Source organism: Deltaproteobacteria bacterium (assembly GCA_016208165.1).
In the GTDB taxonomy this organism is placed as follows: domain Bacteria; phylum Desulfobacterota; class Desulfarculia; order JACQYL01; family JACQYL01; genus JACQYL01.
Genome location: JACQYL010000126.1, coordinates 37545 through 60997, shown reverse-complemented (window position 1 = coordinate 60997; position 23453 = coordinate 37545). Strand labels below are relative to the sequence as shown.

Genomic DNA, 23453 nt, shown 5'->3' with positions numbered 1-23453 from the left:
ATATTCATGAATTTTCATAGGTTACGCCCCATCATTCTTAAGTTTGGATGTTCGATTTGTCCGCGATGGTAACGGTAAACTCGCGAGTGTTGTATAATACCGGATCACAGGGCGTTTGAGAATCGGAGGATTTCTGATTTTCCTGTAAAAGAAATTCTTACACGCAGGCGGATGTTACCGGCGGGAGGCGAGGGACGATCGTATAGGAGCTTGTGCATGACCGGCCGGTACGGTCGTTCGATGAGATCGAACATCAGAATTCGACGAGCCGGTTTTGGATGGCGAACCTCGATACTTCCGCATTGTTTCTCAGGTTGAGTTTCTTGAGCAACCGGAATCGGTAGGTATCCACGGTTTTTACGCTGATGTGATACACCTCCGCAATCTCACGCGTGGTCTGTCCCAGGGCCAGACGTCTCAACACCTGGATTTCTCTGTTGGACAGGCAGTCCAGCGGCGACCGGCCGGGAACGCCCTCGGCCATACGGGACGCCAGCGACTCCGCCGCCGAATCACTAAGAAAGCGGCCGCCTTCCTTCAACTTGTATATGGCTTTCACCAACTGTTCGGGAGCCGAACGTTTGGTGATGTAGCCTTTGGCTCCGGCGCCTATGGCGCGGACTACATATTGCTCTTCCTCGTGCATGGTGAGCACCAGGATCGGCAACGCCGGACAGGCGCTCTGGAGCTCGTGGATCACCTCGAGTCCATCCAGGCCCGGCATGGATATGTCCACCACCGCCACGTCGGGAACCGTCTCGCGGATCTTCCGGATGGCTTCACGCCCATCCGCCGCCTCGGCAATCACTTCAATATCGCCGCTCTCTTCGATGATGCGGCGAAGTCCGGCGCGAACGATGCTGTGATCATCTGCCAATAGAACCCGGATCAATCATCCACTCCGATCTTGTCCGTCATCGGGATCGTGCAACAGACGTGCGTGCCCCTTCCAGGCTGGGATCGTATCTCGAGGGCGCCTCCCACCAAGCCCGCGCGCTCCCGCATTCCCGCCAGACCCAGCCCCTCCGTCTCCGCCACGTCGGCCAGGCTGAACCCGTCGCCATTGTCCATAATTTCCAGCGTCAACGCGCCGTTTTCGAGTTGCAGTTTCACTTCCGCGTGGGAGGCCGAAGAGTGACGCGCCACGTTGGTAAGGGCTTCCTGGGCGATCCGATAGGCTTCGGTCGCCACCACCTCGTCCACGTCGGGCACGTTCATATGCTGCAAGATACATTCAATGCCGGTACGCTTTTCGAATTCGTTGGTATACCATTCGAGCGCCGGAATCAAACCCAGGTCATCGAGAATGCCCGGACGCAACCGAAGCGCCATGCCGCGGATTTCATCGATCGTCTTATCGACGAGGTCACGCATGTCCAAGGCTCGCTTCGATGCTTCGGGATCTGTTTTGGACACCCGACCGAGCAGCCAGACGGAATCCATGCGCAGGGCGGTAAGCGCCTGTCCGAGTTCATCGTGAAGCTCCCGGGCAATCGCCGCCCGCTCTTTTTCCTGGCTCGTTATGATGCTGGCCGACAGCCGTCTGAGTTGATTCTGCGCTTTCTTCAGTTCCGTTATGTCCGTAGAAATACTGCAGACGCCCGTAGTGGTTCCGTTCTCGTCGTAAAGGGGAAATTTGACGGAAAGATACGTGTGGACGCCGTCGCTCTGAGGCACGGACTCCTCTACCTGGAGAGAGCGCCCCTCTGAAAGTACCTTGAGGTCGTTGCTGCGAAATTTCTCGGCCGTTTCTTTCGGAAAAATATCGTAGTCGTTCTTCCCCCGGATTTCCTCTTTCGAAATGCCGAACAGTTCTTCATGCCGTGCGTTGACCAGCGTATAGCACGCGTCCCTATCCTTAATATAGACCACGGCGGGCGTGTATTTTAGAATGCTCGTGATCCGACGGGTACTCTCCTTCACCTGCTGTTCGAGACTTTTGGAATAGCGGCTCAGTTTCTCTTTGGCCCGCTTCAGCTCGGCCTCGGCCTTCTTTCGCTCGGACAGATCCCTGGCCACACACACGCTCCCCACCGTACGGCCCGAGTGGTCCTTGAGTAAGCTGATGGAAATGTCCATGGGAACGATGCTCTTGTCCTTCTTCTTCATCAGGATCTCGTACTCGCGAACCACATCGTTCCTGCGAAGCCGCGTCACCATGCGCTCCAAATCCACGGGATCCACATAGAGATCGAAAGCCGTTCTGGACCTCAGCTCTTCGAAACTGTATCCGTAGATCTCGGCGGCGCGCCGATTCCACAGCAGAAAGCGTCCCGTACGATCCACGATACCAATGGCGTCCACCGAATTCTCGATGACGTTCTCCAGATACTCTTTGGTCGTGTGGAGTTCGGCTTCGGTGCGTTCCCGATTGAACTCGGACTGCTGGAGTTCGGCGTTCCGCCGGCGCAGTTCAATCAGTTCTTTGATGAGCTGCTCTTTGGACTTGTCTTCATCTCTCACGGCAAGCCCTACCGCCTTTCGTTACAAGTTCATGAGGGGCATCTCTTCCTCGGGATTTCGCCGGATACCCGGTGAGCACTACTTACTTCTTTTCCCTCACGGGCAGATCCTTCAGCTGACCGGACATGGAATAAGACATGGTGTCGGGATCCGTGATCACGTTGAGAAGAGCCGGTTTTCCCGAATTGAAGGCCCGCTCGAGGGCCGGCCGGATTTCGTCTGGATCTTCAACGGTTTCTCCGTAACAGTCCAGGGCCTGGGCCAACAAATCGTATCGGGTGCAGGACAGGAGCGTGCACACGGCTGCATCCGGCCCATAGATTCCCTTCTGCATGTTGGAGCATACGGCCCAACAAGCGTTGTTCGATACCACCACAACGATGGGAGCGCCGTGGCGGGCCGCCGTGTCCATCTCCATCCCGTTGAATCCGAACGCTCCGTCACCGCACACGGAGAGCACTTGGCGATCTGGATGAGCCAGTTTCGCGGCTATGGCGTACGGTATCCCGATTCCCAGCAGACCGGTTACCCCAGGATTCAACCGGGCGCCGGGCGTATAGGACGGTATCAGGTTCCGGGCAAAATCCAAAATCTCTCCACCGTCGATGGTAACAATGGCGTCCCGGTCAAGAAACTGCGCGATTTCATGGCACAGCCGGACCGGATTGATCGGTTTCTTGGAAGAACCGGTCCAGGTGGACCATTTCTTCTTCTTTGCCTCTTCCGCGGTCTTCAATTCCTTGGCCCAGGAGTCGTTCCCAACAGCGCCCGTTGACTTCCACTGCTCCGTAAGCTGTTTTAACACAGCCCCGGCGTCCCCGACAATGCCCACGTCAATGGGCCGGTTCCGGCCGATCTCCTGCGGAGCCACGTCAACCTGAATGGTTCGCGCGTCCGGATTGAAGCGCGGCGGCCTTCCGAAACCCAGCACGAAGTTGAGCCGGACCCCCATGAAAAGAATCACGTCCGACTGGGCCGTTGCCCGCGAACGCGACGTGAAACAGCACAGCGGGTGATCTTCCGGCACACATCCGCGGGCCTGGGGCGTAGGCACGCAGGGTATCCGGGTCGTCTCCACGAATCGCAACAGCTCCTCGTGCGCGTTACTCCAGATGATCCCGCTGCCGAAGAGAATCAGAGGTCGTTTGGCCACCGCCAGCATGGAAACCGCTTCCGCCACCAAGGCCGGATCGCCGTGGGGCCGGGCCGTCGTTCGATAGCGCTCCGGGATCACGGCTTCTTCCATCTTGACCTGGCCGTCCAGAACGTCATGAGGGAACTCCACAAAGGCCGGGCCCGGCATTCCGGTCGAGGCTTCCCTGAAAGCAATGCTGATGTATTCCGCTATGCGCCGGCTTTCATACACAGCGGCGCTCCACTTGGTGATGGGTTTCATGATCGCCAGTTGGTCCGTTTCATGGAAGGCGCCCAACTGGTATTCCGTGAGCCTGTTCTGCCCGGCCAGGAGCACCACGGGGGCCGATCCGTAATAGCAGTTGGCCACGCCGGTTACCGCGTTCAGCACGCCGGGTCCGGGCACAACCATGGCCACTCCCGTACGCCCCGTCGATCGGGCGTATCCCTGGGCCATCAGAACGGCCGCCTGCTCGTGACGCACGTCGATCATCCGTATTCCTTTATCCCTCAGAGCCTCGTACACACCGAACGAAGGAACGCCGCTCAGAGTAAAAACAAACTCGACCCCCTCGTTTTCCAGAGCTCTTGCCACCAACTCACTCCCGTAAACCGTACTCATCCTGTCCCTCCTTATCCAACTCCGTCCATTCTCCGGAAACGAAGAAAATCCAGTCTATTCCGGCCGCGCACCCTTCAGGGAAAGCAAAAAACGCGGTCCCCCTTGTCCGACGGAAAGGTGCGGCAGCATTCCTCCGCCGGGGTGCGTAATCGTTATGAGCGCTTGGAGAACGTTCCTTTCCGTATCCTTCCACCTGCAAGACATTGTGAAGAAGCCGCCGGATTATGGCGACCCTTCATCACGGAAACGACGTACTATTTAAACCGGTCCCCCGGTTTCATGCCCGAGCCCTTGGCAAACTCCGCCGCCTTTAACTTGCCCGCGGAAGAACGGACTTTGGTGATGCGAATCGCGCCTCCCTGTGCAGCCACGTTCAGGCCGCCTTCATCCATGGAAACCACGGTTCCGGGAGCCTTTCCCGTTTCTCCCGGTACGAGGCCGGCGCCGTAAAACCGGACTTCGCCATCCTTGAACGTGGAATAGGCTCCCGGCTGAGGATCGCAGCCTCGGATTAGATTGTACACTTCGTGAGCCGGTTTCGCCCAATCCACCTTGGCCACGGCGTCGTTACAGATGGGCTCATACGTGGCCCGGCTTTCGTCCTGGACTATTCTGGGCGCTTTTCCGCTCTTGATCAGATCCACGGACTCGACAACGGCCTCCACACCCATGGGAAACAGATGGTTGAAATACAGCGATCCCGTGGTGTCATCGGGCTGGATGGCCACGCGTTTCTGCAGGAGAATCGCACCCGTGTCGATGCCGGCGTCGGGCCAAAAAATGCTGAGACCCGTCTCACGATCGCCCATGATCACGGCCCAGTTGATGGCGCTGGCGCCCCGATGGCGAGGAAGTATGGAAGGATGGTAGCAGACGGTTCCCTGACTCGGAACGCCGAAAAACGACTCGGGTATGATATCCGTGACAAAGGCCATGATCAGCAGATCCGGATCCAGGGATTTGAATTCCGAGAGGGCTTCGGGCTTCTTGTAGGCGGCAGGTTGATAGACCGGTATCTTTCTTTGCACGGCCAAAGCCTTGAGGGGATCGTCCTTCCCTCCCGGCGTGTCTTTGGGAGTATACACAGCCACCACGTTTTCACCCCGATCCAGTAACGTTTCCAACACCTTTGCACCAAAAGGGGCCTGACCCATAACGATAATGCGCATAAGATCCTCCTTCCGCAGGGTTGTATTCCAACCGATCATCGGTTGCCGGTTACCATGGTGACACCATCGTGAATCCGGGTTCCCGGGATGCGGGAGCGCCGGCATCGTCGCCAACCGTCTACGGACTCATATACATCATCCCAAAGGGCCGGACAAGAAGGCAATTCTTTTTCCCCCATCCTTGCGGCAAGCCAAAGGCTTTTCAAGCCGTAATACGATGTGATATAGACCAGTTATCAACTGACGGTTAACCTCATCGGTTTCGGAGCAGGCGAATGGACAACGGACGATTCAGACGGCTTATCGACTCGACGGTAAAAACGGCCGGAAGAGAACGCGTTTCCGTGGATGTATGTGTATCCGACGGCTGTGGACTTCTTTTTACCAGCTTTGCGATCCAATTCCCCGAACTCCGGATCGTGAAGGCTCGGATGGAAAGTTTCGGCGCGGATCAGAAACGGGATCCGGCGCCCTGCGTAACGCCGTTGCCTGAACTCGAGGGGATCGACGCGGGACCGGGGTATATCAAGAAAGTGAAAAAGGCCCTACAGGGCCGTGACGTTCCGGACGCTTTGCTCGACGCCCTTGTGGAAACCGCCCGGATGACCGGACAGATCGGCATGCTCGCTCCCGAGGAGTTGGAGGGATTGGATTTCTCGGACCCCAAGACCTTGCGCCGACTGGACCTCACGCATTGGCCCCAACTTGAAAACGGCTGCATTCCGTATTCTTCGGGCATGCAAGACCGGTTTCAAGAACTGGGCGTCAAGGCCGCAAGCCGACCGGACATATACGCGCCTGATCCGGACCAGGTGTATCGGTTTCGGCGCAGCAGGATCTTCGAGTGTCGGATAGGGCCCGAGAGTCACGTGCTGCAGGCCTACATGAACGATGACATTCACGAATTGGAGATCGAGATCCGACTGGCGCCCGGAGAGAGGAAGATCGAAGGTTTGGAAGCCCGTTCGTATCGATCGCCCTATCCCGGAATCTGTAATCAGCCATTTCCCAGGGTGGCTGCGCTGGCTGGAACACTCCTGGATTCGACTTTGAGCGGCCGCCTGCACGAAGCCGTGGGAGTGAGCGACGGCTGCGTCCATCTGAAAGACCTGATTCTGGATGAGGTCCGCTATTACCGGCGCGTCATTGCCGGTCCGGCTCGGAACGGACGAGAAGAAGCGCCGCAGGGCTAGCGAACGCGGCCAACGTAACCCAATGCATTGAATTTGTTGGGTTTCGCTCAGCTCAACCCAACCTACGGATCGTGAGCCGTCTTATTGAGTATCGTTCCTCAACCCGGCCGGTGCAATGCCCTTCGACGAGCACACACTGAACTTTCCCACCGGTTTCATCGTTTCGTAGGTTCGTAGGTTCGTAGGTTCGTAGGTTCGTAGGTTGGGTTAGCGAGCAAAGCGAGCGTAACCACATTCCTGGGAGCGCCGAGCCCCAGCTCGGCCCAGTTGTAGGTTGAGTTAGCTAGCACAGCGAGCGTAACCCAACAAATGTACTCCTTTTCCCTCAGACGCAGGTCCCGGGCTTCACCGGGGTGGAGAAGATCGGGATGAGGGCGACTCCCGGAACCTACAGGACCACCCGCTTCTTTATGAGCCGCACCACCTCTTCCGGTTCGTCCACCACCTCGAAGATGTCCAGATCGGCCGGAGAGATCATTCCTTCCGCCAAAGGCCGCTTCTTGATCCAGTTCACAAGTCCGGACCAGTAATCCGTTCCAACCAGAATCACGGGGAACGGCCTCGCCCGTTTGGTCTGAATCAGGGTGATCGATTCCATCAATTCGTCAAGCGTCCCGAACCCGCCGGGAAGAATGACATAGGCGACGGCGTATTTTATGAACATAAGCTTCCGTACAAAAAAATACCGGAAACTCAGTTTTACGTTGGAATACGCATTGGCGGCCTGTTCGAACGGCAGTTCGATGTTCAAGCCCACGGAAGTGCCCCCCGCTTCGGCAGCTCCTTTGTTGGCGGCTTCCATCACGCCGCCGCCGCCACCGGATATGACGGCAAAGCCTTCACCTGCCAAAAGACGGGAAATTTCAAGGGCTTTTAAGTAAACGGGCGAATCCGGTTTGACGCGGGAGGAACCGAAAATAGAAACGGCGTGGCCCAATTCGCTCAACGTCTCGAACCCGTCCACCAGTTCGGCCAGGATCCGAAACACACGCCAGGCTTCACTTGATGACAACAGATCCACCACATACTGCTCTTTTTCTTGCATCACGGTCATCCTTCACATATAGTTTCAGTGTCACGATTCCTCGGCATACATCAAAGCCGGTTCATATTCGAGGAAACGCAAGAGTTCCTTGCGGGTGTATATCGTTACCTTGAAGCGTCCGAGATAACGTTGCACGATCTCCGGAGTGGACTTTGTCCCGTGCAGGAAGTCCTGAGCCGGCGCTTTGAACGAATGGTTGCTTGAAATGAGCGAATCCACCAGGATCGTTTGTCCTAAATGCGGCCAGACCGGATTTATTCGAGTTCCCGAAAACGCCTCGGGGCCAAAAAAGTTGACCTGTCCCCGCTGCAAGGAACGTTTTCTTCACGTCTCCGAAAAAAGAGCCTTTTTCCGATCCCAACCGCTTGTCCTCATACGCTACGGCCCCTTTCATTTTGACTTTACCGACCTCACGCAGAGAGCCGAAATGGTAGACCTCTCGATGGAGGGCATGAGGATCAGGATCAAGAAAACGCCGCCCGACCCCCACGCACGCGTGGGGCTCTCGTTCTCCCTGCCGGGTTCGGACGAAGAGATCAAAGCTAAACCGAAATCGGGTTTTTCCAGAGGTTCTGACCTTCAAACATCCGCCGGCCCACACCCGTTACGGTTTGCCGGTAGCCGGCCAAGGTACCGGAGGGCGCCTCTCAGTGCGCGGACGAAACCTGAAACCTCGCGTCCGTCCGACGCCCCAAGCGCGCCAAAACTCTTAGGGAAATACCACATTCGCATCCCGCTCGTCCATCCTCTCCGCCAACATATTGAACGGAAGCTTCGACGCTCGACGGGAAAAAACATTAACCGTTGAATCCCAGGGGTCTTTTCATCCCGCTTCATTCGACCGCTTTCGCAGTTTCGAAAACATGCGGCCGGCGCCAAATCGGGTTACCATTTTGTCACTGGAAGGGATCCCGTCCGGCGAGATGGAGTTCGATCGATAAGAGTGAAGCCGGGTCACAACAGGACGCGCCCGGGGCAGGCCCTTCCATCGCGCCTGACGGCGGGCGAACGGATTCGCGCCGGCGGATAGTGACGGCGAAGCAGCACGAGCCCGCCGATGTCCGGTGGAGTTGCCATACGGATGGAAATGAGGCCTAATATATGGACATCATTATATTTTTATCCAGGATCAGCCATATCGAAATACCTTGGGCAAGGGAATAAATCGTGCTCACGGATCCTCCTCCGAAGGCGGCCAAGGCGGATAAAGGTTTTTTTACTCATAAAAAACCGTTCTATATCAGGAAGTTATATGACAGGTCACCGAGGCGGGACGGTAGGGGTAAAACATTTTTTATTGCAAAGGAATTAACCGGATCGTTCAAATCCCCGAGATAGGCTTAACCACGGCCTTTTCAGGCGATTTGCCGGGGCGCGCAAAAACTGGCATGCATGTTGCTTGAAAGTAGATCAAACAACCTCTCTCTTCTCCTTCAAAAGCTGGGTCGTCGCGAGACGTACCCGGCTTTTTTTTGTTACGCGCTTGACGGGATCGCGCGAGTAGGCCCATCCGTTCCAGTGCCGCCCATGTGCCGCCCAGAACGGACGATACTTCCATCACCGGTATCCTCGTCCCGGCGCCGTACAACTACTTGCGCACGAGCCCTCCGCCCATTCGGACCGGCTGCAAGGAAACGTGTCAGCTTTCCTCCCACCCATGTTGGCCGATGAGTCGCACGAAGGCTACCCCCATGAGGTTTTCCTGGCGGAAATCTCCGCTCGGTTCGCGGATCACGCGGATCAGCATTTGACCGTATTCGTCCCCGCCCACCGGCATTACCAGTATTCCCCCCAGGGCGAGCTGTTCAGTCAACGGCTGAGGAATACGAGGTCCGCCCGCAGTGGCTATGATGCCTTGAAAAGGGGCCTCGGAATCCCACCCTCGGGTGCCGTCCCCCACGTGGCAATGAATGTTCGTGTAACCTAATTCCGCGAACCGCCTCCGCGCCTCTTCCATCAGTTCGGGTATTCGCTCGATGGTATATACTTCTCCGGCGATTCTGCTCAATACGGCAGCCTGGTAGCCGGAGCCGGTGCCAATTTCCAGTACCTTCTCACCGCCTTTGAGTTCGAGCGCTTCGGTCATATACGCAACAATGTATGGCTGAGAGATGGTCTGACCCTGTCCGATGGGGAGTGGCCTGTCGTCGTAGGCCTCGTAGCGCATTGTCTTTGGAACGAAGAGATGCCTTGGCACCGTACGCATGGCTTCGAGCACTTTGGGATCGCGCACACCCCGTCTTTGGATCTGATCCCGAACCATATTCAGCCGTTCGTTAATGTAACCATCTTCATTTATTTGAGAATCCGTCAATCCAACCTCCAGCTCAAAAGGTCCTTCACTGTTTCAACGGCCCAATTTGACCAACCGGCACATCCGGGAACCCTGCTTCAAGTATACTCACCTTGGCCCGGACGCGCGTTACGCCTGTGGTAACCCGGGATAAAGCTCGCCTTCATCAAAAGGGTTAAATGGCTCAGGAACTCTTGGTCATCGAGTCTACATCATATCCGGCTTTTCTGTAATTCTCCAGCGCCCTGGTTTTCATTTGCCGGTCTTGTGTTTTCTCGGAGTGCTTGTCCGCCAGCTCCGCGGCATGACTCCACTTCCCTTCCTTTTCATACGAAGTCAATCGCTGTTCCACATGTGTCTGTACCTCGGAATGTTCCACCACCAGGGCCCGGCACCGGGACAGCACCCGTTTGACTCCCGCTCCGCAGTCGGGACAGCATTCGAGCGGTTTTTCCCGCAGCGATTGAACGGTTTCGAAACCATGCCGGCACCGGTCGCACGATGCCTCCGGCGAGACGGCCTCATATTCATAGATGGGCATGAAGGATTCCCTCATTTCCGTAAAAGCGCCGCCCGGGTTCCATCCAAAGAGGTACAATCCGTGGCGTACGCTTGGCTTTCGTGTTTCGAAGGTCTCTTGGGGATACCATTACCAGGGCCGTATCATGCGGGTTCAATTCCGCCGCACACAACGCAATTCGGATCTCTTAGAACTTCGATCTCGGAGAACGTCATTGCAAGCCCATCATAAACGAGCAATCGGCCCGCAAGCAAATTCCCCATGCCTACCAGATACTTGACGGCCTCGGTGGCCTGGATCATGGCCACGATTCCGGGAGTGGTGCCCAGTACGGGAAATTTCTCGTTGTCCAGCCGCTCGGGAAACAGACACTTCAAACAGGGTGTCCGCCCGGGCAGAATCCAGGTGGTCATACCGTTCATGCCATGGATGCCCCCATAGATCATGGGTATCCGGGCTTGAACGGCGGCGCGGTTCAGAATTTGACGAACGTGCAGATCGTCCAACGCATCCAGTATGAGATCGTGGCGCGATACGATCTCGGACGCGTTTTCGGCTGAGAGAGATACCCCGAGTTCGCGGACGTCCGTCGCCGAGTTCAGCCGCCGGATCTTTTCCGCGGCGGATCTCACTTTATCGTCGCCCACATTGTCTTCCCAGTGCAAAATCTGGCGATTCAAGTTGGACCATTCCACCTGGTCATAATCCACCAGGGTGATCGCGCCCACGCCGGCCGCTGCCAGATATAAGGCCAGCGGGCATCCGAGCCCCCCGACTCCGACGATTAGTACTCGGGCCTGTTTGAGTTTCTCCTGTCCCGCTTCACCGAAATCGGCCAGCATGATCTGCCGCTCGTACCGCTCACGCTCCTTCCGGGTAATCATGAGTGAACTCCCGTGTCCATCCGTGCTTGACCCAATCCTCATGAGAGGCGTCATCCCGATCGCGACGGCTACCTTTTCACGGGCCCGGCCGCCACCAGGTACAGCACCCGTTCCGCAGGCTCCAATCCCAGGACGTTTGCGGCCTCGGCGTCATAAAAAGCGCCGATTCCGCAAGCGCCCATTCCCAGACCCGTGGCGGCCAGGTAGACCCGTTGTCCCAGCATGCCCGCCTTCAACATGAGGTGCCGGTAGGACCGGGGACCGTACCGATCCTCGATCTTTTTCAAATCCGCAAACATCACCAGGAGAACGGCGGCCCGGGCAAGCCACATCTGGTTCAAGGCGGCATCGGCCATGTCTCGCAGCAGATCCCCCTCCTTTACCAGGGCCATTTGCCGGGTGCGCGGATCGATCCGATAAAACCCCGGCGCCGTATCGGCCACATCTCCGACCAGTATACCCAGATCCGGCCTTGGTCCGCGGTACAGATCCGAGTCGCTCGGACCCAATATCAATCCGAGCAACGTTCCCAGCCGGCCTTTGGACACGGGCCGGACAACGTAATTCCGCTTCGATCGCCTGGTTTGAACCGTTTCCACAAAGGAGGGAAAATCCATCGTCCCTTCCGCCTCCGGCACGGCCTCCCAAAGCCATGGACCCTTTTTGCCCGGTTCTTCACCGCCCGACGCTACCGAGTCAACGGAACCCGTTTCCCGATGCACGCCGACGATCTTGTCGAACGTCCGAATCCCCGGACACAAGGGGCCGGCTTGAAAGGACACGGGAGAAGCCGCTTGTTCGGCTGAAACGGAAACGGGGCCACCGGATCTCCAATAGGCTCGAACCAGCGCCAACGCGCCCTCTTGCTCGTCGTCGATACCTGACAGCCGTTCGACTTCAGCGTTTCCGAAATCCAGATGCAGATCGAACGGAATGCTCAGGAATTTCAACGAGAGCAACAGATTCTCCAGAAGATGTCCTGTATCGTACAGGCAATAGCGGTATGCACGTTCCCGGTACTTCCAGGCGCTGCGGAAGAATATAGCCGAAAGCACGAAGATCACGGATGGTTTCCCGGATGGTTCGGATGCATCCACGAGACGGTCCAGCGACTCCGTGAAGTTCCCCTGGCGAAGCAGGGAAAGCCCGGAACGGCTCACTGTAAAGTGATATAACCCGTCTTCCAACGATCGGACGCCGCACGTCGCGCAGTACACCTCGAATGGATAGAGTGCTCCCGCGGAGGCCGGCGCTCTGTAGTAGAACCAGTCGTGTCCATGCTTGGCTCGGGCCGTCACCCCCCCGGAAAGATACAAAATGGCAGCCAGATTTTCAGGAAGAAACTCCGCTTCCTTCGGCGTGATCTCGGGACCGCACATCACTTGCCAAACGTTCCCCTCGGGCCAGGCCGGCGGTTCGGACAGGGGATACACCGGCAGATGCGGGTATTCTCGAAACACGGAAGGCTGATTCCCCCAATCCAGTCCACCGCCGGACATGCCATACCGGTCGTAGGCGGTTTGATCCTGATACTCGCTACCTCGAATTCCCATTCGAGACTCCTTTTGTTCGACGTACCGACCGGGCGCTGCCTGTACAGCGAATACTCGCTTACGGGATCCCGCGGCGCCGGATCGATTCAGCCGTTCGCAGGGTCCCTTTCACCGGGTGTCCGGCAACCTCCAACCATCCCTCGATACCCCCTTCCGGTCATGAGCTGGAAACTTCTTTACACCGGTCGGAGGGGACGATATGTAATCTAGACTCGGCGCTTCCGGGTTCGAGTCGTCCGGGCCCGGCATGCAATTCGCACTTCAAACAGGAAAGGCTACGGTTATGGATTTCAAGAACATTCTATACAGTCAAGAAGATTCGCTGGCCAGAATTACTTTGAATCGGCCCGACACGGCCAACGCCCTGTCTCTCGAACTCATCGAGGAGATTATAACGGTTATAGAGGGATTGGAAAAGAGCAAGGATGTATCGGTATTGGTCATCGAGAGTTCCGGAAAAAATTTCTGTTCCGGACATCTGTTGAAGGAACTGGTGGGTGGTTCCCTGCTCTCCTATCGAAACGTGTTCACCCGATGTTCCGAAATGATGGAAAAATTGCATCGGCTTGCCGTCCCAGTCCTGGCAAGCGTACGCGGAGCCGCGTTCGCCGCGGGGTGCCAGTTGGTGGGGGCCTGCGATCTTGCCATAGCGGAGGAAAACGCACGCTTCGCCACCCCCGGAGTCAAAATCGGCCTGTTTTGCACCACGCCGATGATATCCCTGACCCGTTGCGTAGGACGAAAGACAGCGCTCGATATGTTGATCACGGGACGAGTCTTGTCGGCCAAAGAGGCGCTGCAACATGGACTGATCAGCCGGGTTTGCACCGCGGATCGCCTGGAAGAAGAAACATACGAGATCGCCCGCACCATTGCGACCTACAGCCGTGTCGCCGTCCGGTCGGGCAAGGCCTCGTTTTATCGTCAAATCGAGATGGCGGAGACCGATGCGCTCTTTTATGCCAAGGATGTCATTTCCTACGACCTGGCCTACGAAGATGCTCAAGAGGGCATTCAAGCGTTTCTCGAAAAGCGTGCGCCGGTTTGGAAACATCGCTGACCCGATGACCCGGTTCCCGTATCCCGACTGAACCGCTCCCGGAGGTCACCCCTGGTCCTCGAAAAAAACGAGGTTTGGAACGCGCCACCGATCGTTGGGGTGATGGTCCGCCCGCCCTCCATCGTTCAACCCGAGAGGGATCGAGGGCGGGCCCGTCCGGCAACGAGGGATCCAAACCTGCATAAAAGAAGACCGGAAACGGGTTCCCGGTCTTTTGGCCGTTCATAGGAACGTCAGGTCTTTCTAACCGGCGGGTTCCGAAACCATCTTATAGAACTTAACATCCAGCGGTTTGGCCAGCAACTCTTTGGCTCTTTTCACGAACCCGGTCAAATGCGGAGAGGCCATGTGCTCGTCCAGGGCCGACTTACCGGTCCAATTCTCGTAAAAGAAGAACTTCTTGGGATCGTCTTCGGATCGGTGCAGGTCGTAGTTGATGCAGCCCGCTTCCTTTCGGGTAGGCTTGATCAGCTCCAACAACGCTTTGTTCAATTCTTCCTCTTTGCCCGGCTTCGCTTCCAACATGGCCACAATAGTGATCATAGAGCTCCTCCCCGTCGTTCGTGGTTGTCTTCTGCCTCACGGTGACTTCAAAACGAAATCGACCGCGGCAATGTTCGTACAAAAACCAGCCTTAGTCAATAAGAACCTCTTGCGTCCGGACGCAGTAAGAATGGAGAAGCGAGGGAGGCCTTTGAAACTCGTTAGTTACTCGATCCAGTGGCTGTCACAAGTTGGAATTGCCCTGCCAATATCTCAATTTCCTTCAAGGATTCCGGAGGAGCGATAAAAACGATCAGGTCCTTTTGGGTGCATCGCTCCGGCGAAATCTCACGGGGATTCAGTTCCCAGTCGCCCATTACGTAGCTGAACAGGTATGTCCCCCCGTCTCCACTCAGAAAACCTTTGGACCGAACAACCGCCGGCGGCAGACGATCCGCAAACTTCCTGATGGTTTCTAGATCCTTTCCCACCCATTTATACACCGCGGAAAGCAGTCTGTCGGGAGGAGTCACCTGAGCTTCCGGATCGTCCAGCAGAGCCTCCACATACTCATCCAACTGGCTCGGCGTCAGGGGTTCTCCTTCCGCGATTTGGGAACTCGGCCTTTCCGTTTCATCCGAGAAGAAAATGGACGAGAAATCGATATCGCCGTAGACCGTCTCGTAAAACGTTGGATCGGGGTGATGCGTCTTCACCACATCCTTGATCCGATCGATGGTAGCCCGGTCCGCCGTATCCACCTTGTTGACGAGGAACAGGGTGGAAGATTCCAACTGCTTTTCGATGGACTGAAACGCTCCGTAGGCGCCCAGAAAATGGGCGGCGTCAATAACGCAGATCTGCTCTTTGAACAAAAAGCGATTCTTGAAAATAGAAAGCTTTAGATCCCTTTTCAGATCCGTTGGATTTGCCACGCCCGTAGACTCGATGAGCAGGATATCAGGCCGGATTTCCTGCGAGATGGAATACATGCCCTTTACAAAGTCCGTTTTCACGCACGCACAGAAGATCGACCCCTTACTGATCTCCATCATTTCCAGATCTTCGTTTTCCACCAGTGTACCATCTATACCCACCTCGCCGAACTCGTTCATAAGGATCATCAGCTTGCGGTCTTTCGGAAATTGATGGATGACCCGATTCAACAAGGTGGTCTTTCCCGATCCGAGAAAACCCGTGATCAGGTACACAAAGGTCGCGGTCCCCATGCTCTATACCCTCGCTTTTAGCGCATCCTCTATTTCAGAAACTGAAAGCAATTTGCCGACCGATACCACGTCATCATTGATCACCAGGGCAGGGGTAACGAACACCCCGTATTTTGCAAATACGTCTATATCCTTGACCTGGGCCAACTCCGCCTTGTCGGACAGATCCAGCTCCCGTAAGGCTAAAAGGACATTATCGTATAACTGATCGCATCGTTTGCACCCCGGACCAAGCACCTGGATTTTCATCGATTATTCCTCCGTGGCTCGCTCGTCGTTATTCCCGCCGAGAGGCGGTTCAATAAGGCCTCAAACATCAGGTTGAGACGCAACTTCGCAACTTCCCGATCGTTTTCTCTCGGTCCACTTTCCAGCCCACAAACGCCAGACGGGTTTCAGGAGCCCCTTTCCATCCGGTCCACTCGCTCTTGCCTCCCACGAAATTAAGCATGGCGACCCGATCCTCAAAGCGCACCGTACCCTTCAAACGAAACAGTTCCCAAGGCAGGTCTTCGATGAAACGGTTGAAGCAGCTCTCGACCAGGGGACGTGTCTCCACGAATGAAAACGCGGCGTAGCCGGCCTCCGAGGCGTCCACGGGATGCTCGTGTCCCCGATCAGCGCAGCGGTGAGCGTGGTCATGGGCCTCTGAGCAACAATCTCCAGCCGGAGATACGGTCCGGAAGAAACCTCCCGGCTCCATCATCGCCTGTTCCGCTTCCGGATACGCCATGAGAGTTTCCGGGTCCACCCTGCACTGGATCGTCGGCACCACCCGGCAATGGGGAATAGCTTCATGAATCTCGTTCAAATAGACCGGCACCTGGTCTTCCTTCAGGAGATCGATCTTGTTCAACAGGATCAGATGGGCCTCCTCGAGCTGGTGATAGAACAACGGGCCGAACACCTCCCGCGCTTCCCAGAAGTCGGCGTCCAGAACCGTAATGATCTTTCGGATCTCCATGAGGTCGCACAACCGGGGCGTCCGAAGTACAGCGGAGACGGCCTTTGGATCGGCAACCCCTGTGGCCTCGATGAAGACACGGCGTGGCGCATAGCGTTCCCAAACGTTTACAAGGGTCTGCTCCAGGTCCGAACTCAGCGTGCAACAGATACAACCACTGGTCAGCTCCACCACATCCGACCCGAGGCCCTCGAGGAGAGACCCGTCAACGCCCACTTCGCCGAACTCGTTCACGATTACGACAGTACCGCTCAAATCGGTGTCCCACGAGAGAATCCGTTTGAGCAGGGTAGTCTTCCCGGCTCCCAGAAACCCGGCAAGCAGAAGTACATCGACCTTACGGCCGATTCCATGTCCTGACTTTCCCATCACGCTGGTCACCTTATTCCTCAAACGGCCCGGCAATGGTCATATCTTCCTCCAATTTGATAACCTGCCTGCAAAACCAACAGATTCCCACCTCACGATCCTGCCGAGCCAAAATCCCCCACGCTGTCCGGTAACGTAACAGATCTTCTCCCAATATCTCCTCGATCTCGTCCGGGTGTTCGAGGGGACGGATACGATCCATCTTACCGCAATAGGGACACCGGACTCCGAAAAGAGCATACTCGGTGTGGGGCAGTTCTTTGTCTAAGGCAATTTCTTTCAGTGTCGCTACAGCCTTTTCTCCGTCCATACACTCTCATCTATTGATCGTCTGTCGTTCATTACCAACATCTAGCAGCATTTGTAGAGCCGCAACAGCCGCTTATCCATCACGAAATGAAATTTCATCCAGGAACTTCCGTCAAAGTGGGTTCGAACGCCGTGAACCGTGTCGGCCACCTGTATCGTACTTCTGAGATGCGTAATGATGATCAGTTGGCGTTTTCTTGCCAGCTCTTTAAACAGATTGGACATGCTTCGATGATTGGTCCAATCCAAAGACGGCTCCACCTCATCGAGGAGATAAAAAGGGCTCTGCAGTTGACCGAACAGGGCCAATTTGGCGGCAAGCGAAGTAACGGTCTTTTCGCCCCCCGAAACGAACCGGGCCACTTTGGCCCCCTTGTCCGGGAACACGATTTCGATTTCCAGGCCGGACCTGCCGTTGTAGGACTCCAGCAACAACCTGGCGTCCCCCCGGTACATCAATTGTTTGAACAGATACCGGAATTCCTCGTTGAATCGATCGAGCCGTTCCTTTTCAGAAGAACCCTCCGTTGGAACGCCCGTGAACTGCAAAAAATAAGAGAGCCGATCCGCGGGGTGCATGTCGAGGAAATCGTTGATCTGCTCTTGCCGGACCAGCGTTTTCAGCGCCTCTCCCAGACCGAGATCATAGAGGCGCCGCCGGTAGCGTTCGCCGTCCAACCGCTCGTTTCCGACCTGATACGTTTCAGCCCCGGATCGTTCCAGGGCGCGGGAAACGGTAAACGCGGAGGCATTTTTCTCGGGACCTTCCTTGAACCGAAGCTCCACCCATGCCTGTTGAGCGGGAGCGAGGTTTTTACTTCCCGAATACAGCAAATCCTCCGTTTTGTAGCAACGCAGTTTCTTCGGATCATCCTCGCCTAACACCCAGGTTATGGCATCGAGGATGTTGGATTTGCCCACGCCATTGTTTCCAATGATCACACCGATTCCCGGATTAAAGGTAACGTCGGCTTCTTCCGCGTACGACTTGAAACCCCTAGCCCTGAAGTTCTCTAAGAATAGCATCTAGTTCAACCTCGAACGTTCGGTCTCCAATTCCTGTTCGGCCGCTCGCGACCCCGCCTTACCGGCTCCCCGGATTAACCGCTCCGGGAAGTGGCCGTGGGAGAAAGATTACACCACTTGTTATGACAATCCACCCCGGCCGCACGTTTATCATGGGCCTTACGAAGCCCCATGTTTCCGGCTCCATAGAACATCAACAGGCAAGTGCCTTTTCCCAGGCCCTTATTGAAAACGGAAACCCGACTCTGCAGTCTTTATATACGTTGTCCTCAAATGCGAAGTCGCGCAGGCGATGGGTTTTCGCAATGCCGCCGGCGTCTCTTCTTGAATTCATACCCTTTCACGGTGATGGCGATCTTCCGCTCCCGGCCTCCGATTCAACCGGAGTAGCGGTCCTTGATGGCCTGGACCAAGTCTTCCTGGGGAGGAATGTTGGCTTCGAACACGAGCCGGCCGTTCAAGGCCACGCTCGGAAGCATCTTGGCTCTCAGTTCCTTGAATCGAGCCACGCCCTCCCGTGTTCGCATGTCCCATTCACGGATTTCGATCAAGTCCTGTATCTCTTCCGGTAAAGCCTTTACCGACTCCGCCATGTAGACGCACGCCAGTCATTGACGAAAATCGGTGAGCAGTACGTCTACAACCACCTTATCCATGAGGACCTCCGATAAGAGCCGAAACCCTCTCCATCTTCCAGGCGTCGGAACAACCGTCAAAACCGGCGAAACGATATGGCCAGTTCATCGTTTTCTTGTTCCAGAACCGCATAGCTACGTCGGCCTTCCTTGTTGAGGGCGCCTACGTTCACCAAATCCACCGTTCCCAGCCGGACGTGCTTATTCCTCCCGGTGTGAGCGAAGAGAACCGCGTCCACGCTGAATTGCCGCGTCATCGTCTCGACGGCGGGAAACACGTCTTCGTCCTGAAGATAGTCGCTCAAGTTACTCACTACGATCAGCTCCGTAGAATACGGAGAATAATCCGAAAAGCCGTCCAAATCTTGCAAGAAGCCGTCATAGAAGGCCAGACACCGGCTGGAGCCGACTTGAAACACACACATAAGGGGCAATGTCAGGAGACAATCCCGATTTACCGCTTTCAGGAAAAATTCGCCGGCTCCCTCTTTCTTTTCCATTCCGTCGTTTCCCAGCGCAGCCATTCGATCCGCCGGACCCTGAACGCATATCCATTCTTCTTTTCTGACCCGTTCGACCACCGCATCGTTGGAGCCGCCCCGCATGACCTGATTTCCCAGGCAGTACACCGCATCAGGACGCCCGCTCTCCACTTCCCGACAGAAATGCTCCAGCGACTCGAGGTCGCCGTTCAATTCCGCGAGCACAAACACCCGGGATCGGATTTCCGGATCTTCCTGAACCGGTATGGGCGGCGCTTTTTCCAGCAATCCCTCCCGGACCAGGCTCAACGCATGGGCCAACTGATCGGGACATGATCCCTTTTCGCGGCAGGGAATCCCCTTCAGTAAAGGGATGACCCGTTCGACCCGCTCGCCCTTCAGAAGACGGGCAACGGTCTCGGCATTCCCCGGACATCCGCCGCCGACATATCGGACCCACTTTATCGTGTCCCCTTCGAGGTCAAAGTGGATCTCCCGGGCGCATACTCCTTTTGTCTTGAAAATATACATGGCGCTGAAAATAAGGGCGGTTCAGGATGGTCTTGATCCGGATGTCAACCGGGATGCACGAAGTCCCGGTGAAGGAGTGGTCTAAAGCAGTTTTCTCGCCGGTTAGTTCTTTCCGCCACCGTTACCGCCGCTTAGTCGTTTGTTTCTTTTATCGCCGCTTCCAATTCTTCAACGGAAGGCGTGATGTTGAAGCACAGTTTGCCGTTAATGAATATCGATGGGATAGGCGCCGGCCTTCCCAGGCCGGTGGAAAGCTCGTAATACCGTTTCGCACCCGCCTTTTCCCTCAATACCACCTTGTTCCATCGGACCTCGTCATCGAATTTCGCTGTCGCGGCTTCAACGACATTGGCCATATACACGCAGGGAATGCAGTGATCTCCCTCGTAGATGACTTCAACATGCACTCGGGACATGAAGAATCACCCGCATGCCAGGATTTCCCCGTTATTCAGGTAGCGTTTGATAGACTCTTCCAGCTCATCGAGCCGTGGAATAACATCGAAAACCAGTTTGCCGTCAAAAAAAAGCGAAGGAATGGGCGCACACCGAAAGCGTTTATGCACTTCTTCTCTTCCGTACAAATCCAGAGACAGTTCGTAAAACCGCCGGGCGTGTACCTTGCTTTTCGTATACTCGATCAATGTCCACCGAACCTGGTCTCCGAAGCGGGGAGCGATTGTTTGGACAGCCTCCCGCATATAGTAGCAATGAGGGCAGTGTTCTCCCTGGTAAATGATTTCCATGTGAAGCTGCTTCAACGCTACAACTCCTTGATTGCCGATTGTGCAGTTTACCTTCGTACGCCGGGCTCTCCGCATACGTCCTGCAGAAGGAGGTTCATGCCTCAACGGAATCGCTCTCACGCGACCGAACACCGTCCGGCATGAGTTAAACTTCAAGGAACAGGCGGGAATCATCCCGCCGGCCCTTGAAGCGGTTTTATACGGTCATGCTTGACTGACGACATCTCGACAAAGCGCGCCGCCGTCCTGACACCAAAACGGGCGGAACGTTCGGGTGAAGCCTCAGGCCCAAAGGCCTGGGGCTTCAGATCAGGAAACGCCTCGATCAAAGCGAGCCCGGCACAAAAAGGCGGCTCGAGATCAAATGGCCTTCGTGTGGAGGCCAGCCCCCGCTTTTGCGAGGTTTTCCTGGATCTTGTCAAAGTCGAAACCCGTATTTCTCAGGGATTTGAGCCGATCGCTCATTTCCTTACTGGGCGCCCTCTTGGCCATGGCGTCGATGAGTTCCTCGTACTGAGGGATGATGCTTTCAAATACAACGTCCCTCTGGATACAGATAGAAGGCAGCACCTTGCCTTTCAACTCAAGGAACTTGCCTATGCCGTCTTTATTCTTGATCGACCATTCCTTGTATTCGATCATGCGTTGGACATCCTCGGGCAGCGCTGCGATGGCTTCCGTCATGTAGCCACACGCCGCACATTGCACGCTGTCCAGCGTTAGAATGTCTATGTGGATCTTATCGTTGGCCATTATATTCCTCCTCGGCTACTTTTTACCAGGATTTAGGGTACTTGGCGTAGTACTCATCGATCCAAGCTTTCGCTTCGTACGCCTGATCCATGTGTTCCACCGGAACATCATAGGGCATGTCTCACCCAGGTGCGAAGCAGTAACCTTCGTTGCCTCCGGCGGCCAGACTGACAATGGCGTCCTCACGCGGCGAAAGGAGCCCCAGAGAGAGGGCCAACGTAAGCTTGAGGTTTCCGCCGAATCCAACGCCATGTTTTCTGGCAATGTCACGCACGAACACCATGTTAAGCTGTTCGTCGATGGCGAAGCCATGGGTTCCGATTTGAGCCACGGACTCCATCACTTTGGTGGCGTCGCCGCAGATGAAGAAGCTCGACGTCTTGCCCGCGTCGTGGATGGCCTTGATGGCGGGCTGCGCGTACGGCCTTACGAATTCGCGGAAGGTTTCGTCTTTGATCTGGGAAGCCACGGGATCCACGACAGCGATAATGTCGCAGCCGATACTCGCGTAGATTTCAGCGGCCTTTGCACCCACCTCGCCTGCGAACTTGCAGACGTCGTGCGCGGACGCTTTATCTTTGTACACGTCCGTAAAAACTTTGACACCTTTCAGGTGAGCCGCCAGGGTCAGGGGGCCGCACAGGAGGCCCATCATGGCGCAGTCCATTTCGTCCAGTTGGGGTTTGGCAAGCTTTCCCGCTTCCACGATCACCGGCCAGCGACCGTCGGTCGGGCCCGGGATCTTGAGGCCGGCTTCTGCAACCGTGCATTTGGCGCAGGGGTGAGAGGTTACGCTGGGAACGTTATCAGGCCACCACTTAATGCCGCATCCCATGGAAGTGGCTTCTACGGACAGGTCGAAAGCCAGAGGAACACCGTCCGCTTTGTAACGCCTGGCCGCCTCAACCACGCCTTTGGCCAGCAGTTTGGGATCCTGCATAAACTTGTCCGCGGGTTCGTTGATCAGAAACGCACTGTGCACGCCTGAATAAGGAACCCACGGAGCAGTCGGCGTTCGCTTTCCACGGATAGCGTCTATGAGCATCTGTTTCGCCATAATGTACCTCCTTGGCTGTTTAGATCGTATTTTGCCCAGATACCGTCGCACTAGTCGGTTCAGCTCCCTCCGATCCCAGCCGCTGCCCGCCCCCCTTCGGGATAGATTTAAGATCGGAAGACAACTCATGGCGTTGCGCTCGCAACACCGGTTAAAGGATAAACGCTCCACTGTGGGATTTTCGGCCTGAGTGAAGGACCCGTCCACTGCCGTCCGAAATGTGTTTCTTGGTCGGGCGCAAGCCTCCTACGATCAATCCCGGCATGTTGCCGCGAGAGGGCAACTGCATGGGTACTTCGGTCTTCGCAGCGAGCGACGCCTCTCGATCACGCCGCAACTCGACTATGAATAGGTGTGAATGGGTGATGAGACCGTGCCGGACACCCTGTCCGTCATAACACCTCGATCCCGTGCGGCGGCCCCGGCTTGCCTCCAAGCCCCACAGTTTGGATTCTCCTCAAACGTAACCTGAGGGCGCCTCATCGAACGTCCGTTTACTAACACCATCCACCATGCTCCGGCGGTGTGGCGACCGACGGCTGAGGACGATATCCTCTTCCCGCCCGGTCATTCCTGCTGGAATTCGATGGTTACGGTCCGGGGAAGCGCCATTTCCAATTCCGCCTCCGCCGCTTTGATGCAAGCTGTGGGAATCGGACACGCGGCGTGGAGCTTGCACCGACCAGCCGCGGAAACCAATCCGCTTTGGCCGAACGGCTTTCCCACGATGTCCCGCAACTCCAGCTCCTTCACCGCCTCCGCAAGTTTTTGGATCTGCTTGCATTCGCTTTCAATCGTCAACTGGACGATCTGTCGGTCCCGCCTTACGGTTGTTATGGTACATTCAAAGCCACAAATACCCGGATCTACATGTACTTTTTTCATAATTGGTTGAAATGCGCCCCAGGGAGAACCCTGGGGGCGCAAGATCTG

The 23453-nt window shown here is 56.0% G+C and carries 25 protein-coding genes; 2 read left to right on the top strand and 23 right to left on the bottom strand.

All coding sequences use genetic code 11. The features are described from left to right. Nucleotides 1-253: 253 nt before the first annotated feature. The 4 genes from HY788_22935 to HY788_22920 form a co-directional block, all read right to left on the bottom strand. Nucleotides 254-892, bottom strand: coding sequence for a response regulator transcription factor (locus HY788_22935; GenBank protein MBI4777000.1), 639 nt, complete (start codon nt 890-892; stop codon nt 254-256). After that, on the bottom strand, nt 889-2463 hold the full coding sequence (locus HY788_22930) for a PAS domain S-box protein (GenBank protein ID MBI4776999.1): 1575 nt from the start codon (nt 2461-2463) through the stop codon (nt 889-891). The genes HY788_22935 and HY788_22930 overlap by 4 nt, the downstream gene beginning before the upstream one ends. An 82-nt stretch (nt 2464-2545) precedes the next feature. Next, nucleotides 2546-4219 carry a thiamine pyrophosphate-binding protein gene (locus tag HY788_22925; GenBank protein MBI4776998.1) on the bottom strand — a complete coding sequence of 558 codons (1674 nt, stop codon included), beginning with the start codon at nt 4217-4219 and terminating at the stop codon, nt 2546-2548. A gap of 254 nt (nt 4220-4473) precedes the next feature. Further along, nucleotides 4474-5388 carry a methionyl-tRNA formyltransferase gene (locus HY788_22920; GenBank protein ID MBI4776997.1) on the bottom strand — a complete coding sequence of 305 codons (915 nt, stop codon included), beginning with the start codon at nt 5386-5388 and terminating at the stop codon, nt 4474-4476. A gap of 275 nt (nt 5389-5663) precedes the next feature. Between HY788_22920 and HY788_22915 the strand changes: the two genes are divergently transcribed. Then, nucleotides 5664-6581: a DUF2889 domain-containing protein gene (locus HY788_22915; protein MBI4776996.1), complete on the top strand. Its 918-nt coding sequence runs from the start codon at nt 5664-5666 to the stop codon at nt 6579-6581. Nucleotides 6582-6969: 388 nt separating this feature from the next. Here the strand turns inward: HY788_22915 and HY788_22910 are convergent, their stop codons facing one another. The 6 genes from HY788_22910 to HY788_22885 all read right to left on the bottom strand — a co-directional run bounded on the left by HY788_22910 (nt 6970) and on the right by HY788_22885 (nt 12876). Further along, nucleotides 6970-7626 (bottom strand): TIGR00730 family Rossman fold protein, encoded by a 657-nt coding sequence (locus HY788_22910; protein MBI4776995.1) that lies wholly within the window; start codon nt 7624-7626, stop codon nt 6970-6972. Between the two features lie 30 nt (nt 7627-7656). Beyond that, entirely contained in the window at nt 7657-7938 is a 282-nt protein-coding gene (locus HY788_22905; protein MBI4776994.1) for a hypothetical protein, read from the bottom strand. A 1327-nt stretch (nt 7939-9265) separates the two neighbouring features. Next, nucleotides 9266-9889, bottom strand: a complete 624-nt coding sequence (locus HY788_22900) for a protein-L-isoaspartate(D-aspartate) O-methyltransferase (protein MBI4776993.1) — start codon at nt 9887-9889, stop codon at nt 9266-9268. 214 nt (nt 9890-10103) lie between these two features. After that, nucleotides 10104-10460 carry a zinc ribbon domain-containing protein gene (locus HY788_22895; protein ID MBI4776992.1) on the bottom strand — a complete coding sequence of 119 codons (357 nt, stop codon included), beginning with the start codon at nt 10458-10460 and terminating at the stop codon, nt 10104-10106. 122 nt (nt 10461-10582) lie between these two features. Then, a complete protein-coding gene (locus HY788_22890; GenBank protein MBI4776991.1) occupies nt 10583-11323 on the bottom strand; it encodes a HesA/MoeB/ThiF family protein in 741 nt (246 codons plus the stop codon). A 68-nt stretch (nt 11324-11391) separates the two neighbouring features. Continuing rightward, nucleotides 11392-12876, bottom strand: a complete 1485-nt coding sequence (locus HY788_22885; protein ID MBI4776990.1) for a SagB/ThcOx family dehydrogenase — start codon at nt 12874-12876, stop codon at nt 11392-11394. Nucleotides 12877-13159: 283 nt separating this feature from the next. Here HY788_22885 and HY788_22880 point away from each other — a divergent pair, with 283 nt between their 5' ends. Then, nucleotides 13160-13936: an enoyl-CoA hydratase/isomerase family protein gene (locus HY788_22880; protein ID MBI4776989.1), complete on the top strand. Its 777-nt coding sequence runs from the start codon at nt 13160-13162 to the stop codon at nt 13934-13936. 243 nt (nt 13937-14179) lie between these two features. On the opposite strand, the gene HY788_22875 is transcribed toward HY788_22880, so the two are convergent. From HY788_22875 to HY788_22815, 13 genes are all read right to left on the bottom strand, one after another. Then, nucleotides 14180-14479: an antibiotic biosynthesis monooxygenase gene (locus tag HY788_22875; protein ID MBI4776988.1), complete on the bottom strand. Its 300-nt coding sequence runs from the start codon at nt 14477-14479 to the stop codon at nt 14180-14182. Nucleotides 14480-14640: 161 nt separating this feature from the next. After that, nucleotides 14641-15648: a GTP-binding protein gene (locus HY788_22870; GenBank protein ID MBI4776987.1), complete on the bottom strand. Its 1008-nt coding sequence runs from the start codon at nt 15646-15648 to the stop codon at nt 14641-14643. Between the two features lie 3 nt (nt 15649-15651). Beyond that, nucleotides 15652-15897: a thioredoxin family protein gene (locus HY788_22865; protein MBI4776986.1), complete on the bottom strand. Its 246-nt coding sequence runs from the start codon at nt 15895-15897 to the stop codon at nt 15652-15654. A 67-nt stretch (nt 15898-15964) separates the two neighbouring features. Continuing rightward, a complete protein-coding gene (locus tag HY788_22860) occupies nt 15965-16981 on the bottom strand; it encodes a GTP-binding protein (GenBank protein ID MBI4776985.1) in 1017 nt (338 codons plus the stop codon). A gap of 13 nt (nt 16982-16994) precedes the next feature. Continuing rightward, nucleotides 16995-17291 (bottom strand): hypothetical protein, encoded by a 297-nt coding sequence (locus HY788_22855; GenBank protein ID MBI4776984.1) that lies wholly within the window; start codon nt 17289-17291, stop codon nt 16995-16997. A gap of 41 nt (nt 17292-17332) precedes the next feature. Next, nucleotides 17333-18316, bottom strand: coding sequence for an AAA family ATPase (locus HY788_22850; protein MBI4776983.1), 984 nt, complete (start codon nt 18314-18316; stop codon nt 17333-17335). A 377-nt stretch (nt 18317-18693) separates the two neighbouring features. Then, complete coding sequence (locus HY788_22845) at nt 18694-18909, bottom strand: hypothetical protein (GenBank protein MBI4776982.1); 216 nt, start codon at nt 18907-18909, stop codon at nt 18694-18696. A gap of 119 nt (nt 18910-19028) precedes the next feature. Further along, nucleotides 19029-19964: a TIGR03905 family TSCPD domain-containing protein gene (locus tag HY788_22840; GenBank protein MBI4776981.1), complete on the bottom strand. Its 936-nt coding sequence runs from the start codon at nt 19962-19964 to the stop codon at nt 19029-19031. 131 nt (nt 19965-20095) lie between these two features. Continuing rightward, a complete protein-coding gene (locus HY788_22835; protein ID MBI4776980.1) occupies nt 20096-20380 on the bottom strand; it encodes a hypothetical protein in 285 nt (94 codons plus the stop codon). Nucleotides 20381-20386: 6 nt separating this feature from the next. Continuing rightward, nucleotides 20387-20725 (bottom strand): hypothetical protein, encoded by a 339-nt coding sequence (locus HY788_22830; GenBank protein ID MBI4776979.1) that lies wholly within the window; start codon nt 20723-20725, stop codon nt 20387-20389. Nucleotides 20726-21070: 345 nt separating this feature from the next. After that, a complete protein-coding gene (locus HY788_22825; GenBank protein ID MBI4776978.1) occupies nt 21071-21463 on the bottom strand; it encodes a hypothetical protein in 393 nt (130 codons plus the stop codon). Nucleotides 21464-21584: 121 nt separating this feature from the next. After that, a complete protein-coding gene (locus HY788_22820; protein ID MBI4776977.1) occupies nt 21585-22520 on the bottom strand; it encodes a hypothetical protein in 936 nt (311 codons plus the stop codon). 567 nt (nt 22521-23087) lie between these two features. Further along, a complete protein-coding gene (locus HY788_22815) occupies nt 23088-23405 on the bottom strand; it encodes a hypothetical protein (GenBank protein MBI4776976.1) in 318 nt (105 codons plus the stop codon). Nucleotides 23406-23453: the final 48 nt, after the last annotated feature.

What these genes read in the sequence shown, in the direction of transcription:
- HY788_22925 (MBI4776998.1), bottom strand. Translation starts at nt 4,219, where the DNA reads ATGAGTACGGTTTACGGGAGTGAGTTGGTGGCAAGAGCTCTGGAAAAC.
- HY788_22920 (MBI4776997.1), bottom strand. Translation starts at nt 5,388, where the DNA reads ATGCGCATTATCGTTATGGGTCAGGCCCCTTTTGGTGCAAAGGTGTTG.
- HY788_22915 (MBI4776996.1), top strand. Translation starts at nt 5,664, where the DNA reads ATGGACAACGGACGATTCAGACGGCTTATCGACTCGACGGTAAAAACG.
- HY788_22910 (MBI4776995.1), bottom strand. Translation starts at nt 7,626, where the DNA reads ATGCAAGAAAAAGAGCAGTATGTGGTGGATCTGTTGTCATCAAGTGAA.
- HY788_22900 (MBI4776993.1), bottom strand. Translation starts at nt 9,889, where the DNA reads ATGGTTCGGGATCAGATCCAAAGACGGGGTGTGCGCGATCCCAAAGTG.
- HY788_22895 (MBI4776992.1), bottom strand. Translation starts at nt 10,460, where the DNA reads ATGCCCATCTATGAATATGAGGCCGTCTCGCCGGAGGCATCGTGCGAC.
- HY788_22890 (MBI4776991.1), bottom strand. Translation starts at nt 11,323, where the DNA reads ATGATTACCCGGAAGGAGCGTGAGCGGTACGAGCGGCAGATCATGCTG.
- HY788_22885 (MBI4776990.1), bottom strand. Translation starts at nt 12,876, where the DNA reads ATGGGAATTCGAGGTAGCGAGTATCAGGATCAAACCGCCTACGACCGG.
- HY788_22880 (MBI4776989.1), top strand. Translation starts at nt 13,160, where the DNA reads ATGGATTTCAAGAACATTCTATACAGTCAAGAAGATTCGCTGGCCAGA.
- HY788_22875 (MBI4776988.1), bottom strand. Translation starts at nt 14,479, where the DNA reads ATGATCACTATTGTGGCCATGTTGGAAGCGAAGCCGGGCAAAGAGGAA.
- HY788_22870 (MBI4776987.1), bottom strand. Translation starts at nt 15,648, where the DNA reads ATGGGGACCGCGACCTTTGTGTACCTGATCACGGGTTTTCTCGGATCG.
- HY788_22865 (MBI4776986.1), bottom strand. Translation starts at nt 15,897, where the DNA reads ATGAAAATCCAGGTGCTTGGTCCGGGGTGCAAACGATGCGATCAGTTA.
- HY788_22860 (MBI4776985.1), bottom strand. Translation starts at nt 16,981, where the DNA reads ATGGGAAAGTCAGGACATGGAATCGGCCGTAAGGTCGATGTACTTCTG.
- HY788_22855 (MBI4776984.1), bottom strand. Translation starts at nt 17,291, where the DNA reads ATGGACGGAGAAAAGGCTGTAGCGACACTGAAAGAAATTGCCTTAGAC.
- HY788_22850 (MBI4776983.1), bottom strand. Translation starts at nt 18,316, where the DNA reads ATGCTATTCTTAGAGAACTTCAGGGCTAGGGGTTTCAAGTCGTACGCG.
- HY788_22845 (MBI4776982.1), bottom strand. Translation starts at nt 18,909, where the DNA reads ATGGCGGAGTCGGTAAAGGCTTTACCGGAAGAGATACAGGACTTGATC.
- HY788_22840 (MBI4776981.1), bottom strand. Translation starts at nt 19,964, where the DNA reads ATGTATATTTTCAAGACAAAAGGAGTATGCGCCCGGGAGATCCACTTT.
- HY788_22835 (MBI4776980.1), bottom strand. Translation starts at nt 20,380, where the DNA reads ATGTCCCGAGTGCATGTTGAAGTCATCTACGAGGGAGATCACTGCATT.
- HY788_22825 (MBI4776978.1), bottom strand. Translation starts at nt 21,463, where the DNA reads ATGGCCAACGATAAGATCCACATAGACATTCTAACGCTGGACAGCGTG.
- HY788_22820 (MBI4776977.1), bottom strand. Translation starts at nt 22,520, where the DNA reads ATGGCGAAACAGATGCTCATAGACGCTATCCGTGGAAAGCGAACGCCG.
- HY788_22815 (MBI4776976.1), bottom strand. Translation starts at nt 23,405, where the DNA reads ATGAAAAAAGTACATGTAGATCCGGGTATTTGTGGCTTTGAATGTACC.